The following is a 13357-nucleotide window of genomic DNA, read 5'->3' as shown; positions in this document are numbered from 1 at the left end:
CCGAAAAGAAGGCACTCTCTTCGGGTTTTCGGTCTGTACTGAAATCAAGGTATTATTGGGAATCCCAGCTTAAATCATAGATACCGTAAGGGATTTTATTCTTTATTTAAAACTTTGCAACAGAACCGAATGACTGAATTGAGTATTTTCATGCTTAAGAATGAAAAAAGCAGTAGCATAAATAGTTTTATAAATGAGAAATACCTCAGATATTCTTCTGAGAATCTATTCGAAAATGCAGAAGACATCAATGAGTTTAATTTAGCTATATTTCCTTTAGACAATCAGTTGAGAAAAAATCATAATGTAACCGGAAAAATATTTGTACTTCAAGAGAAACAAGCAGAAGTAAGGTGGTTAGAGAACGTCAATTCATTTTCTGAAAAGCAAATAGATTTTACTACGCCTAATATACTTAATAAACCATTAATTATTATTAAAACTACTAGCAGTAGTATCTATGCTATTTCATATTCTTATGGATATACTCTATTAAATAGAGAACACGTAGTACCTGATTTTGGATTAAATATCGCTAGAAAAGAACTAAAGTTACACACTATAAAGCGTGTAAAGAATACGAACTTCTCAGACACACTATATGTAAGTAATTTTTCTAGCAATAATAAGATTAATTTAAATGAAATTTCCACTTCACAATCCATTCCAAACATAGTTGATGAGATCTTGGGGGAAATGACAATTAGATTTACAGATGGAAATAACAATATAAAAGAATTAAATATATTTGCGAGTAGCAAAGATTCAATCAAGATTAATGGTAATTTTTCTATAGAAGAAGATCTCGTTCCAATTTTAAAACAATTAGGTAATACGTACAGACAAAGGAGATCAGATAGAACGTTTTTGGATAAAGAAATCCTAGCGGTATCATCTAGAAAGAAAGAGTATCTTAATAAGCATTTTGATGATTATCTATCCAATTTGATGGTCACTTTCAAAAAGAATAGCAATGAATTTAAAGTCAATAATCTAGATAAATTATTTTTAGATATACCCTTAAATAAAGTGAAGTTTAATATTGAAGATTTAGAAATTAGAGTTCACAGTATTTTTAGGCCAGGTGAGTATTTAAATTTTTTCGATAATACTCAGGAAGAAATATTTTCTAAAATATTTTCATTCTTTTTAAAAAACAACGTTCAAGAGTTTGTTGATAAATTAAAATCTATAAATGTATCTATAAAAAATCGGAATTCCGATTCATCGAAAGATACATCTATAGGAAATCTATTTTCCTGTCTGTATATGGAGTTAAATCATGATTCTGAAAAATATATTTTGTATCAAGGGGATTGGCTTAGTGTAAATAAGAACGTTTGGCGTGAAACTAGAGATTTTGTTAATAGTATATCTTCCGAAGCTCATGGTATAGACTTTAATGAATTTAATAATGAGGATGCTGATGAAGGTGATTACAACATCAAGATATCCAAACTAGATTCAAATAAGGGGTTGATATGCGTTGATAAAGAAAATTTCGGAAACCAAAATCTGGATGGTGGATTTCCCTTATACGAAATAAATGGGAGGAGTCAAATCGAACCATGTGATATTCTCAAAGTAAATGAAAATAGCGCATTTTTTTGTCATGTAAAAAGAGGAACAGCGACTTCAGGACTCTCGCACTTATTATCACAGGCGAGAGCCTCGTGTATCTTAATTAAAAAATCGGAAGACTTTGTAAATCATATTAATTCAGTAATAAAAACTGAATTGTCTGAGTCAGAAGCAATTTTTCTAAATGAAACAAACCTTAAACGTTCCAAAATAATTCTAGGAATTATTATTCCAGAAAAAAAAGTTCATTTTAAAAACTCAAAAGTATTTCCTGTCCTTTTTTCTTTAAACTTGGTAGCATTAGTGAACGCATTATCCTTAGAAGGATTTGAAGTATCTTTGGTTAAAATACCTGATAAAAAGTAAAAACAAAGAAAACTTAGATTTTAGGTAGTTTGAAAACCAATGAGACACAACCTAGTTGTGTCTCATTCGAGGAAATCACTCAATCCCACGTGGCTCTAAGCAGAATTGGCTTTTTGCTTGGGGCTTTTTTCTTATATCGATTTTGAATAAGACTTATTATATGTTATAATGGTATTAAGTATCATTGGAGAGGGCGAAGAAAATGAAGACGGTAGAACCGATTCGAGACAAAAAAAAGATCGATGCGATGAAGGCGATCTTAGCTTCGGGAAAATATGGGCAACGAAATTTGGTGCTTTTTTCGATCGGGATCAATACCGCCTATCGAATTTCTGATTTGCGTCAATTGAAATTGGCCGACGTGTTGGAAATTTCACGAGGTCGTGTAGTGGTCAAAGATCGACTCGCGATGAAGGAACAAAAAACGGCCAAACATAATTCGGTCTATATTTCCAACAAATTGCGAAAAACGATTTTGGAGTACGTCCAACAGGAATTTCCTGAGGAACTCCTTCGACAAGATTTTGATGGCTATTTGTTCCCTAGTCGAAAAGGGACGAATGAACCACTTAACCGCCAAAGTCTATGGCGAATTATTCATGATGCTGGCACAGCTATTGGATTGAAAGATATTGGCCCACATTCCATGCGTAAGACGTTCGGTTACTTTCTCTATAAGCAGGGAACCAAAACAGAAATCATTCAGTCCTTGTTGAATCATTCTTCGCAGCGTGAGACACTACGCTATATCGGCATTACACAAGAAGACAAAGATACAGCGGTAAAAAGCTTAGATTTATAATATAAAAGTAAAGTTAAACATGGATAGTTTTAAATTAGTAGATTGAGTGTTGGGAGGAAAGAATGAGTACGCTATATATTATAGGAAACGGTTTTGATTTAAGTCATGGTTTAAAAACTAGTTACACTGATTTTTCAAAATGGGTTGAAAAAAATCATAGTGAAATATTCGATAAAATAGACACAATGATAAATGAGAATAATGAGGTGAGAAGTACAGCTGATGATAAGATAGGTTGGTTTGATTTTGAGAGTAGTTTGCATGAGTTAATTCAAAGTCCAGTCTTTGAAGATCATGTAGAAGAGTCTAAAGATTATCTCATAGGTTATGGGCATGAAGATTGGTCAGATTCTGCCCATCATGATTTTCAAAATGTGGTTTATGATTATGTTGTTTCTCTAAAAAAATTACAACAGCTTTTCAAGGAATGGATACGCAAAGAAATACAGACGACAATAGAACATAAAATTCCAAAATACCAATTTTCGTCTGACGTACTATTCTTTACATTCAATTATACAAATGTTTTGGAAATTCTATATAAGCAACCGAAAGAAAACATATATCATATTCATGGCAGTTATGACGATATAATAGTCGGTCACTCCGAGAATTTTGATAACTTTATAGGAGATCCATATGATGAGAACGCCGATGTCAGAGAATCAGAAGCTGCAAGAATTGTTGGTGATCTTCATGATTCATTAAACAAAAATGTTCCATTGCAAATAAAAAAATTTGAGAGCACTGTATTTTTTGAAAAACTTGCAGATGTTTACGAAGTACAAGTGATTGGTCACAGTTACAATCGATATGATTTGCCATATTTTAGCCTTTTAAATAATGCATTTAGCAGTAATACTCGATGGGTATTAAATTACAGAACGGATAATGATCTAACAAACTTAAAAAGTATGGTTTGTCAGTTAAAAATAATCAATTATGAGCAACACCAAATTTAAGAGAACCCACTTGTGCAAGAATTTTAGTTTTTTGCTCTAAAAAGTATAACAATCAGCTAAAAGGTAGAAGAACAGACATCATAAATTGAAGTCGCTTAGAATATAGAATGAAATCTGGAATTACAAATTAGATGAGAAGTAATAAAAAAACAAGGAAGAAATATGTATTTGAGTCAAAGGAGGTAAGAGTATGGGGGATATTACAAAAATAAAGGACCTACCTGCCAATATTACAACAGCACTCGAAGCAATAGTAAAATTTTCGAAGTATCTTGTTATTCCTACAGCAGTAACTACATTTTTTCCAGATTCATGGTTACAACACATGAATCTTCTATCAATAAAAAATTCTACATTCGGGATGTGGATTTCGGTAGCATTTTGGATTTGTATTTCAGTAGTAATTATTGATATGCTTCAAAAATTATTAACAATATTATTTTCAATTTATAATTCAAAAAAATTAAAGAGAGATCTTGCGAAAAATATGGAGTCTTTAACAAAAACTGAAAAAGATATTGTCTATAAGATTTTTATTTATGATAATTATAGATTTAATGTTTTGGAAGATGCGGCGGTGAAAAAGCTAAAAAATCAAGATATTATTTTTCATTCGAATATGGGTAATCAAATAACTGGCTTCTCATGTGGACTTCAACCAATGGCAAGAGAGTATTTGAATGAAAATCCCAATTATCTTGAGGAACATGCAAAATTATGTAAAAAAAGTTTAGTAACAGAACTTGATAAATTAGAGAAAAGTATGTCTGATTTATATCAATTTGACTATGATAGTATGACAAAGAGAGAAACGATTGAACAACTTGAAAAAAAATTAGAAGAATATAATAATTTTCTTGAGAATTATAACAATGATTCAAAATAGATTTCTATATAGTCATTAAATAAATAGAATTACAATCCTAGAAAGGTCAGACATTTGTGTCTGACCTTTTTCTTTTTATTCTCTTTCCTCTTTTAGAAGCTGTAGCAGGGTATCATAATTTTAGGTTTTATATTTTCCCGTTATTTATATAAGGTATTTTTCGGATTCTATAGATTTATCTCTATGAATCCTTTTTTGTTTTCTACAAATAGGAGTAGATACTAGGATAATGTGTGTGTTAAACTATTATTGCAAACGCAATAATAAAAGAAAGTAGGCTTACACGCCATGTCTATCAATACATTTGTTTACTCGCACCCGATCAATGTTTACATTATCAAGTATTTAGGAATCACTGTAGAACAATTTTGTGAGTTATATGCCTACCCACAAGGAACGGTTGCAAGCTGGATAACCAGACAACGTAGAATCAAATCACTACCTGCTTCCTTCATATACGATTTAAGTCTTGCTTCTAGTATGAATATGACCGATGTTTACGAAAAGTTATTAGTGCTAGAAAATGAATATGATCAATTCACTTCAAAGCAAAATAAAAAAGAAAAAAAACATATAAGTTAATATTGATTTTATAGGGTTAAATACACCTTTTACCTATATAGAAAACGGTTCTTTAAAAAGGAGAAAAGGAGAAAAAGAGAATTTTCTCCTTTTTAATTAATAAATTTTTCTTTTTGAATGTTTGTAATAATTCTTTGAGCTCGTTCGTCATAGTTATTTTTAAGATAAAATTCTGCCATTTGTCTTACTGTTTCATATTCTTTAGTACCGTCAAAATCACTGAATATTTCGATTAAACTTTTTATATCAGGATCTATCTTAATTGTTCTTCTATCTTTAGCAGTCCACTCTTTTTTATTTTGCTCAGTAGATGCTACATTATCTTCATTGTTAACTCTGGAAGTTTCTACGATCCTTTCTACTTTAGGGCGTTCTTTTTTTTCACGTTTAGTTAGTGCCATTTCTTTTCCTCCTTACGCTAGTTCAAATTGTGCTAAGTCTAATTCTCTTGAAAGCTTTGTTAACTTGTTTCCGTTTAAATATTTTGGAGAATAAACATAGTCTTCAGGTATATCTCCATATTGTTCGAATAATTGAATTCTCTCTTCAATTTCGGTAAATATATCAGCAAAAAGTGCAAATACCTTCCTATCATGATAATCGACAACTGAAACACCGTATTCTGGATATTCTTCTAAACGTTTTTGATTATTTACTATTGCATTAAATGTGAAATTCTCGCCAAATGCTTCTTTCGTATTTTTGATAATAGACTCATGTAATTCTCTTTTTGGTTGGAGTAAAAATGGTAGCAAGCCTAATACTTCACCTTTAAAATCACTACCGAAGTCGTCAATCAACGTCTGTAAGTATTCATTGATAATATCTAGCGAACCTTCGAAAGAATAAGTCTTAGTTTCCTGAGTAATAACAAAATAATCCGCACATACCATTGCATTATCTACTTTGATATCAGTACTAGGACCAACGTCTATCCAAATATAATCATAATCATATTTAATCGTTTCTAATATATTGGAAAAATGAAATGTTCTTTTTTTCTTATACATTGGGTCATTTTCTTTTGGATAAAGATCTTCTAATAAATCGCCAAAATCAGCCATATCCCGCCCACCAGCAATCATATAAAGATTATCTGTAAGCTTAACTGTTGCTTTAGTTAAAGCCTCTTTATCTCCATTCGAATAATCTTTAATAGATTGATAAATGGTTGCTGGAAAATTTTTATTAAATGTCTTCCCAATTAAACTTGTCGCATTTGCTTGAATATCCCAATCAATGATAAGAACCTTCTTATTAAATTGAGGATTTGGAAGTGTTGCAACTAATGCTTCTTCTGTTGTAGATGTAGTTTTACCAACCCCGCCTTTTTGATTGGCATTAATTATTGTAGTTCCTTTTCTTTTCATACTTAGCCTCCTATAAAATGTTTTTTTTCTCCTAAAATCATTTTATCATGGTTAAACATTTAAATCTATAGTAAAATGTATTTAGGAGAAATTTTTCAATTTATTATTAATGTTAAGCTAAAAAATTAAAAAGGGGTATTTTCTCTTTTTCTCTTTTTCTCTTTTTGGAAAAGTATATTAATAAATTAAGAGAAATTTCTCTTTTTCTCTTTTTCTCTTTTATCTAAAGAGCTGTTGTATTGCGATTCCAAAAAGAGAAAAGTCTCTTTTTCTCTTTTTCTCCTAAGAGACTTTTCTCCTAGTTATAATTATTAAACAACAACAATATTCAAGGGGTATTTTCTCTTTTTCTCTTTTTCCCCTAAAATCTTTTTTGCTTTATACCGTTTACAATTAATAGATTAACCAAGTATAGTTAATATGACTACCACGAAAAGAAAGAAATATATATAGAACCGAGGAGATTTAAATGCAAGAATTCAATTTTATCACTGCCCAAGAAACATATCGTGCGCTATATTATCAGCTACCAAAAGTCCTATTTACTTCTCCCCTTTATAAAGACATGAGTAATGATTCAAAAATAGCTTATGCAATGTTACAGGATAGATGTGAAGCGTCTATTGAGAATAACTGGATTGATGAGCAGAACAGAATATTTTTTATTTTTACTCGAGCGGAATTAATGGACATTTTAGGATGTAAGGAAAATAAAATATCTAAGATAAAAAAAGAATTGAAATCCAAAAATCTTTTATTCGAGCAACGTACGCCTCCAAAAAAACTACCAAATGGAGAATGGCTAAATTTCCCAAATAGACTGTATTTGGGAAAGCTAGAAGTTACAGCAGAAGACGTCTTTGTGCATACCAAAGATAAAGCAAAAGAACCTAATTCCGAAAGTGGGAAAAACAAACCTTCGAAAGAACCTTTGAAACAAAAGGATTCTTATGGACGTGGGAAAAACCCACTTTCGGATAAAAAGGCTTCAAATCAGTTTTCTTTCGAAAGTGGGAAAAAAGGAGACAATCTATTCTATTCTTCTAGTACTTTAGACACTAATAGACACAATATAGACACTGAAACTGACCAATTACAAAATCAAGTTTTGCTAGACAACTTCGTTGAAATCATGAAAGAAGACAGCATAAACACATTTTTACCAGAAAAGGTATTAAGCTTAATAAAAACATTTTCTAACACTTACGAAGAAGCCCAACAAACCGTCACCACAATACACAACGCAAAACATAAAGCCGAGGGACTTGAGAAGACGGTAGTTGTGTATGAAGAACTTGAATCTTACGGAATTGATGCGGATAAAGGATTATATATGACGTTGCTGAAAGCTTATCAAAAACAAAAGACTGAGAAAGTAAATAATTTGCAAAATTTGATTTTTGTGTATGTAAAAAACTGGTTTATTGAAAAAGCTATTGCGGCAAAGCTTGCAAACGAACAAAAAGAAACATTTAACGAATTACCAACTGTTAATACAGAAAATTGGCTAGAATAATTGATGAAAATCAATCACTAAAAAAACGATCAATTTTAAATTACAACTTTTTTATAATTTTAATTTAATTACAAATATTACAAATAAATAGTTATTGTTCCGAAGTTTTAAGATTAAAAGTTTATGAAAAGAATCACAATCGTAGGTTTTAAATTCATAATCGTTAGATATTTTAGTTATTTTTCATTCAAAAACAAAGGGAACTAGTGTTTGCATATTTGTTTTTTTGAGTTATAATAATTCATGAAAAGAGGTAATTCACTTATTTCCCCAAGCTGAAAAGCCTGATATTACTTCTTTTCAGGTAGTGCTGCTTAAATTCGATTACACTTTTCTGTATATTTTTAGTTGTTTTAAATTTAATTGTCTGCTATGCTTGTGATGAATTGATTTTCGTTCTGCACTTTTGGACGATAAATTGGGACAATTGAAAATACAAAAAAAAGAAAGGCCCTGTGTGACTCGGAAGGCTGGTAACCTTCGTCGACGTCCACAGGTGGCATTAAGACTTGCCCCTTAATGCGTTTACCTTTCAGTGTTACGGTACTACCCGCAACGGACTTTAGTATAACAGATATTCAAAAGTGATACCACTTTTTTTGGCTTTATTAAGGTTAAAAATACGTGATATTACGATGGATTATGTCAAGGCATAATGTTATAAAAATGTCTGTGTGGCTCTTTGCCGTATGACGAACGCTGAAATTAGAGGGAACGCATGTTTGGATGCGTTCCCTCTTTTTTGTTTGTCATGAACGAAAATCAATTCTCTATTTTTGAAAAATAACAAGAAAAACTTGTTAAAAATATTTAAAGTAAGTGGGTGGATTATTTTATGTCATATACAGGAATTTTGAGTCTCGAAGATATTTATCACTACGGTAAACGGTGTACCGCTACAGAGAAAATCACGAAGAAACTATCAACTGGGCAAAATAAAACCGTTGTGCAGTGTAAGAAATATATAATCCAAAAAGACAAAGTCTCAGAGGAAATGATTTATTACGTTGGTAAACAAAAGCAAATAATTTTAAAAGATCCTATCCCTTTAAAAGAGCTATATCCAGCAATCAAACATGTTTATGACCAAAACGGTGTACTGATTGGTCGAAGAAAAAATGGAGTCTTGCGTTGTACCGCAAAAGGGATGGGGCGTTTAATCAGCTGAATTGATCATTCTCATAACTTGTATTTTATCGTTTTTCGCTTGCTTGAAAATATTGTCGAGACTTCTAAAAGAACTTAGAATCACTAGAAAAATAAGGAGTAGACTTGATCTATCAACAATTCCTTTCGGGGAGTGACGGGGTAGGTTTTTACGATTGGTAACGTAAAAAATTGGTCAATCGAGTAAATGCCCTTGTTTGGATAGTGGTGAAATGAATTTGTGTAAATAATATGCACAGAGTAAACAAGAGGGAATTTAGAAGTTAGACAAGTTAGAATAGCGCCTAGATTAATCATGAGCAGCTACTAAGGGATCTAGGCTTTGACGCAAACTCATGGAATAAGGAGTAGGTCTTCTCGTAATGGGGAGGACGCACAAGAAATTGTGTCGTGTGCTGCAGTACATGTAGATACTTGCGAGGACGTTGGTCATTGGATCAATCGAGCATTTACCGATTTCTACTAGGGTTTCTCGTTTCGGACGCCATAAACGAGTCGATTTATTTTATATATTTTTGAGTGAACGAAAAACGATAAAGATATTCGTTATGAAGTAAAACTAATTTAGTAGATAGCAAAGGTGGTAGAGGAATGATTCAAAAATTTGCGAAAATGAGTAAAACTGCATGGATTGAAAAGCTTGAAAATGACTTGAATGTCATGCGATTAGCTCCGAAGAATTTCAAACGAGAGATTGCAGAAAAAGAAACGATTTTATCTGTATTGAATGCGATAGACGATAACTGTCCAGTAAAAATTAGTTTTTCAGATATAACAACAATTATCGAAGGTATTTTATATGGTGAAGTTGATGAAGAGATATCTTCTACAAAAGATTTATTAGAATTTTTGAACAAAAATAAGGATCGCTTTGTAGTACTAACTTATTATTAGGAGGATACAACAAATGAAAAATTATGATCCAAATATGCGAAGGGGAACACATACGATCAAAGTTTCTTTTCAACGTTGGGAGTACAAAGGGTTTGTGACGTTTAGAAGAGGCGGAAATTGTAAAGGATTAGATGTTTTAGTATTAGACGAGGATGATTTATACGATCAAACATTGACTGATAATCCAATTGGATTCGGCTTACTACCTGAAGATGATGAAGGCAATGAATGGTTTAAAATGACACTTACGAATGATAATGGAGACGAATTATCTGTTGAAGATACTTGGTCATATTTGAGTGATTATATCGTCAGCGTTGAAATCATTGATTTTGTAGCTGATAAAAAAGAATAAAAACTGGAGAAATAGATTATGAAATTTTTCAAAGTAAAATCACCATACTATTATGCGTTAATCGCAGCAAAGAATGAAGAAGAATGTGCAGATTTTATGAACAATTAGTAGCAGGTATCGAGGATCACGAAGAATTTATTCGATGTTTGCATGAGTTAAATACAAATGAAGCAATGCAAGAGAGTGCGAAAACAATTAGTGAAGAAACGTTACAACCGATCGGTATGGAGGAAGCTACAAAAGACATTTTTACAATTATTGATGAACAAAAATCTTGTGTATTAAGCATTGATTCTACATTGGTTTAATAGATTCAAGATTCGATGATGTTTTTCAAAGTAAAAAGAAATTTGGTAATGACTCTCAGGCCAATTACTTAGAAAAATAACCAATGAACATTTATCTTTTTACAAATTAGATTTTACCGATAAAGGCTTGGAAGGAATCATGACGATTAATAAAAAGGTAGTATTACCTTAGGCATTGAATAAGGAATTTATTTAGGAGGCAAATTAGATGGCGCGATCAGCTTTAGAAGCGATGGATATGGATACTTTGACAAAAGGAAGGTATGTACAGCTGTTAGCTCGTGGTTATTCACCTAAAGATGTATTCAAAGCCTTATCCAAAGGAACAGATATGGAAAAAGAAAGATTGCGAAAAGAGTTTGATTATTGGAGAACCCATAATGGAATCAAGGAATTGAAACCAGCACGTCCAGTAATTAAACGAAAGAAAAAGATAACCCAAGATTGAAGTGTAGAGCGTATGTGATCATAGGCTTTTTTATTTTTATCAAAAACAAGGAAGGTAGGAAAACTAATGAATTTAAAAAAAATCGAAAACAGAAAAAAAGTGTCGAAAGAAATGGAAGAAAAGTTGCTAAAAACGATGAAACAAAAACACCTTAAAAGATTATCTGTCATGCAATATATCAATGACATGCAGATAACAGGAAAGGAGAAAGCCTGTTTGTTAGGTTCAATGAAAAACTTTGAACAGTTGAGACGAACTTATGTGAAAACAAGTTCTAATTGTCAATTATTGTTAGAAGTCTCATGACGTTCATTAATAGAATTCATTTTTAAAACTTTTTTTATGGAAATGAGAAAAAGATTTTTTGTTTTGTCTGAAAGGGGGGAGATGGATGAGAAAATGGTTATTTGGTTTTTTAGGCGTTGCTTTAATCGTCTTTTGCAGTGTGTTTGGCTATATTAGCTATCAAAAACATGAAGGAGAGGTGTTTAAACAAAATATCGAAAAAAAGATGCCCGTAGATCAAATGTGGATAGAATTGGAACTACTTCATTTTAATGGAGAGGTTCCGTTCTATTTGGCTCTTTGTCAATTGCTGTTGTTTTGCTCAAATCACATGTTAGGAAATGCTTCGGCATTTCCTTTTTTGCGTTTCTTTTTATCTGAACCGTATTATATTTCCGTCTATTTGAAAAAAAGTCTTCTTTTCTTCTACTGTTTCTGAATGTGCGTTGATCATAAGGGTTCTGTTGCAAAGTTTTAAATCTACTATCAAATAAGGTAGAATAATAGAAAAAGATAGCAGGAGGAATGACGATGAATCATTTGCTTAATTGTACAATATAATGTACAATTGTTTTATAGAAATAAATAAGGGGTGAAAGGAATGGAAGCAGTAGCTTATTCAAATTTCCGCCAAAATTTACGTAGTTATATGAAACAAGTTAATGAGGATGCTGAAACACTTATTGTAACAAGTAAAGATGTAGAAGATACAGTTGTTGTATTATCAAAAAGAGATTATGATTCTATGCAAGAAACGTTGAGAACACTTTCTAATAATTACGTCATGGAAAAAATTCGTCGAGGAGATGAACAATTCTCCAAAGGTGCATTTAAAACACATGACTTAATCGAGGTTGAATCTGATGATTAAGGCTTGGTCTGATGATGCTTGGGATGATTATCTTTATTGGCATGAGCAAGGAAACAAAAGCAATATAAAAAAGATTAACAAGTTAATAAAAGATATCGATCGTTCTCCCTTTGCTGGATTAGGAAAACCTGAGCCATTAAAGCATGATTTATCTGGAAAGTGGTCCAGAAGAATTACAGATGAACATAGACTGATATATAGAGTTGAAAATGAAACGATATTTATTTATTCTGCAAAAGATCACTATTAACCAATTGGAAGTAAGGGAAGGGTCAGAAACTTTTAAGTTTTTGACCTCTATTTTTTTCATTACATTACGTTTCTTAGCAATTCATTTAATTATATTCAGTTAGATAATAATTTTGAGGTCAGCAGACTATTCTTTTTTGATTAATTTATTTAGTTAAATTAGAAGAGATTTTAGACAATATGGATAAAATTAATGAAGTAGAAGTTTTGCCTAGAGATGAGAATTTTACTTATAAAAACGGATATAAGTCTTGGGTAAGTTCTATTTTTATTGATATTCGTAATTCAACAGAGTTGATAGAAAATAATAGCGAGCTTAAGGTAGCAAAAGTAATTCGTGGCTTTACTTCAGAAATTATTGAAATATTAAGAAAAGATACGGATAAGCTGAAAGAAATCGGCATACGAGGTGACTGTGTTTATGCAATATATTCTTCACCAGCGCAAAAAGATATTTACGATCTTACAGATAGAGCCTATTATATAAATACGTATTTAAAAATGCTGGTTCTGTTGCAAAGTTTTAAATCTACTATCAAATAAGGTAGAATAATAGAAAAAGATAGCAGGAGGAATGACGATGAATCCTTTTAAAGGAAAGCAATTTCAGCAGGATGTGATTATTGTAGCCGTGGGCTACTATCTTCGTTATAACCTTAGCTATCGTGAAGTTCAAGAAATCTTATATGATCGTGGCATTAACGTTTCTCATACG

Annotated in this window: 17 protein-coding genes and 2 pseudogenes; 17 read left to right on the top strand and 2 right to left on the bottom strand. The window is 31.5% G+C overall.

Going from position 1 to position 13357, the window contains the following annotated elements:
* The first annotated feature begins 150 nt into the window (after positions 1-150).
* From OZZ83_RS14405 to OZZ83_RS14385, 5 genes are all read left to right on the top strand, one after another.
* Positions 151-1947, top strand: a complete 1797-nt coding sequence (locus tag OZZ83_RS14405; RefSeq protein ID WP_010706227.1) for a DUF6119 family protein — start codon at positions 151-153, stop codon at positions 1945-1947.
* A gap of 202 nt (positions 1948-2149) precedes the next feature.
* A complete protein-coding gene (locus tag OZZ83_RS14400; RefSeq protein WP_010706226.1) occupies positions 2150-2749 on the top strand; it encodes a tyrosine-type recombinase/integrase in 600 nt (199 codons plus the stop codon).
* A gap of 62 nt (positions 2750-2811) precedes the next feature.
* The gene (locus OZZ83_RS14395; RefSeq protein WP_010706225.1) at positions 2812-3711 is read left to right on the top strand and encodes a bacteriophage abortive infection AbiH family protein; all 900 of its coding nucleotides are present in this window, start codon (positions 2812-2814) and stop codon (positions 3709-3711) included.
* A gap of 190 nt (positions 3712-3901) precedes the next feature.
* The gene (locus OZZ83_RS14390) at positions 3902-4597 is read left to right on the top strand and encodes a super-infection exclusion protein B (RefSeq protein WP_010726524.1); all 696 of its coding nucleotides are present in this window, start codon (positions 3902-3904) and stop codon (positions 4595-4597) included.
* A 288-nt stretch (positions 4598-4885) separates the two neighbouring features.
* A complete protein-coding gene (locus tag OZZ83_RS14385; protein WP_010726525.1) occupies positions 4886-5179 on the top strand; it encodes a hypothetical protein in 294 nt (97 codons plus the stop codon).
* 92 nt (positions 5180-5271) lie between these two features.
* Here the strand turns inward: OZZ83_RS14385 and OZZ83_RS14380 are convergent, their stop codons facing one another.
* Together OZZ83_RS14380 and OZZ83_RS14375 are read right to left on the bottom strand one after the other, a co-directional pair.
* Positions 5272-5580 (bottom strand): hypothetical protein, encoded by a 309-nt coding sequence (locus tag OZZ83_RS14380; protein WP_010726526.1) that lies wholly within the window; start codon positions 5578-5580, stop codon positions 5272-5274.
* Positions 5581-5592: 12 nt separating this feature from the next.
* Positions 5593-6549 carry a ParA family protein gene (locus OZZ83_RS14375; RefSeq protein ID WP_010726527.1) on the bottom strand — a complete coding sequence of 319 codons (957 nt, stop codon included), beginning with the start codon at positions 6547-6549 and terminating at the stop codon, positions 5593-5595.
* 469 nt (positions 6550-7018) lie between these two features.
* Between OZZ83_RS14375 and OZZ83_RS14370 the strand changes: the two genes are divergently transcribed.
* From OZZ83_RS14370 to OZZ83_RS14315, 12 genes and pseudogenes are all read left to right on the top strand, one after another.
* Positions 7019-8065, top strand: a complete 1047-nt coding sequence (locus OZZ83_RS14370) for a replication initiator protein A (protein ID WP_325066102.1) — start codon at positions 7019-7021, stop codon at positions 8063-8065.
* A gap of 835 nt (positions 8066-8900) precedes the next feature.
* A complete protein-coding gene (traE, locus tag OZZ83_RS14365; protein WP_010776886.1) occupies positions 8901-9233 on the top strand; it encodes a type IV conjugative transfer system protein TraE in 333 nt (110 codons plus the stop codon).
* A 590-nt stretch (positions 9234-9823) separates the two neighbouring features.
* A complete protein-coding gene (locus OZZ83_RS14360; protein WP_033651474.1) occupies positions 9824-10126 on the top strand; it encodes a hypothetical protein in 303 nt (100 codons plus the stop codon).
* Positions 10127-10139: 13 nt separating this feature from the next.
* Positions 10140-10481: a DUF5406 family protein gene (locus OZZ83_RS14355; protein ID WP_063627746.1), complete on the top strand. Its 342-nt coding sequence runs from the start codon at positions 10140-10142 to the stop codon at positions 10479-10481.
* Between the two features lie 83 nt (positions 10482-10564).
* Positions 10565-10789, top strand: coding sequence for a hypothetical protein (locus tag OZZ83_RS14350; protein WP_104888407.1), 225 nt, complete (start codon positions 10565-10567; stop codon positions 10787-10789).
* Positions 10790-10997: 208 nt separating this feature from the next.
* Positions 10998-11237: a hypothetical protein gene (locus tag OZZ83_RS14345; RefSeq protein ID WP_063627745.1), complete on the top strand. Its 240-nt coding sequence runs from the start codon at positions 10998-11000 to the stop codon at positions 11235-11237.
* Positions 11238-11303: 66 nt separating this feature from the next.
* The gene (locus OZZ83_RS14340) at positions 11304-11543 is read left to right on the top strand and encodes a hypothetical protein (RefSeq protein WP_063627744.1); all 240 of its coding nucleotides are present in this window, start codon (positions 11304-11306) and stop codon (positions 11541-11543) included.
* 85 nt (positions 11544-11628) lie between these two features.
* Positions 11629-11766 (top strand): annotated as a pseudogene (locus tag OZZ83_RS14335) (class A sortase); the annotation flags it as partial.
* Positions 11767-12123: 357 nt separating this feature from the next.
* Positions 12124-12393: a type II toxin-antitoxin system Phd/YefM family antitoxin gene (locus OZZ83_RS14330; RefSeq protein ID WP_000388479.1), complete on the top strand. Its 270-nt coding sequence runs from the start codon at positions 12124-12126 to the stop codon at positions 12391-12393.
* Positions 12386-12643 (top strand): Txe/YoeB family addiction module toxin, encoded by a 258-nt coding sequence (locus OZZ83_RS14325; protein WP_000588503.1) that lies wholly within the window; start codon positions 12386-12388, stop codon positions 12641-12643. The genes OZZ83_RS14330 and OZZ83_RS14325 overlap by 8 nt, the downstream gene beginning before the upstream one ends.
* Before the next feature lie 179 nt (positions 12644-12822).
* Entirely contained in the window at positions 12823-13185 is a 363-nt protein-coding gene (locus OZZ83_RS14320; RefSeq protein WP_325066101.1) for an adenylate/guanylate cyclase domain-containing protein, read from the top strand.
* A 37-nt stretch (positions 13186-13222) separates the two neighbouring features.
* A pseudogene (locus OZZ83_RS14315) lies at positions 13223-13357 on the top strand (IS6 family transposase); the annotation flags it as partial.

The sequence above is a fragment of the Enterococcus sp. E5-162 genome, from assembly GCF_035725965.1.
Classification (GTDB): domain Bacteria; phylum Bacillota; class Bacilli; order Lactobacillales; family Enterococcaceae; genus Enterococcus_B; species Enterococcus_B lactis.
This window is presented reverse-complemented; position numbering and strand designations above follow the sequence as displayed.

Coding starts and splice junctions, on each gene's coding strand:
- OZZ83_RS14405 (WP_010706227.1), top strand. CDS start 151: ATGCTTAAGAATGAAAAAAGCAGTAGCATAAATAGTTTTATAAATGAG.
- OZZ83_RS14400 (WP_010706226.1), top strand. CDS start 2,150: ATGAAGACGGTAGAACCGATTCGAGACAAAAAAAAGATCGATGCGATG.
- OZZ83_RS14395 (WP_010706225.1), top strand. CDS start 2,812: ATGAGTACGCTATATATTATAGGAAACGGTTTTGATTTAAGTCATGGT.
- OZZ83_RS14390 (WP_010726524.1), top strand. CDS start 3,902: ATGGGGGATATTACAAAAATAAAGGACCTACCTGCCAATATTACAACA.
- OZZ83_RS14385 (WP_010726525.1), top strand. CDS start 4,886: ATGTCTATCAATACATTTGTTTACTCGCACCCGATCAATGTTTACATT.
- OZZ83_RS14380 (WP_010726526.1), bottom strand. CDS start 5,580: ATGGCACTAACTAAACGTGAAAAAAAAGAACGCCCTAAAGTAGAAAGG.
- OZZ83_RS14375 (WP_010726527.1), bottom strand. CDS start 6,549: ATGAAAAGAAAAGGAACTACAATAATTAATGCCAATCAAAAAGGCGGG.
- OZZ83_RS14370 (WP_325066102.1), top strand. CDS start 7,019: ATGCAAGAATTCAATTTTATCACTGCCCAAGAAACATATCGTGCGCTA.
- traE (WP_010776886.1), top strand. CDS start 8,901: ATGTCATATACAGGAATTTTGAGTCTCGAAGATATTTATCACTACGGT.
- OZZ83_RS14360 (WP_033651474.1), top strand. CDS start 9,824: ATGATTCAAAAATTTGCGAAAATGAGTAAAACTGCATGGATTGAAAAG.
- OZZ83_RS14355 (WP_063627746.1), top strand. CDS start 10,140: ATGAAAAATTATGATCCAAATATGCGAAGGGGAACACATACGATCAAA.
- OZZ83_RS14350 (WP_104888407.1), top strand. CDS start 10,565: ATGTGCAGATTTTATGAACAATTAGTAGCAGGTATCGAGGATCACGAA.
- OZZ83_RS14345 (WP_063627745.1), top strand. CDS start 10,998: ATGGCGCGATCAGCTTTAGAAGCGATGGATATGGATACTTTGACAAAA.
- OZZ83_RS14340 (WP_063627744.1), top strand. CDS start 11,304: ATGAATTTAAAAAAAATCGAAAACAGAAAAAAAGTGTCGAAAGAAATG.
- OZZ83_RS14330 (WP_000388479.1), top strand. CDS start 12,124: ATGGAAGCAGTAGCTTATTCAAATTTCCGCCAAAATTTACGTAGTTAT.
- OZZ83_RS14325 (WP_000588503.1), top strand. CDS start 12,386: ATGATTAAGGCTTGGTCTGATGATGCTTGGGATGATTATCTTTATTGG.
- OZZ83_RS14320 (WP_325066101.1), top strand. CDS start 12,823: ATGGATAAAATTAATGAAGTAGAAGTTTTGCCTAGAGATGAGAATTTT.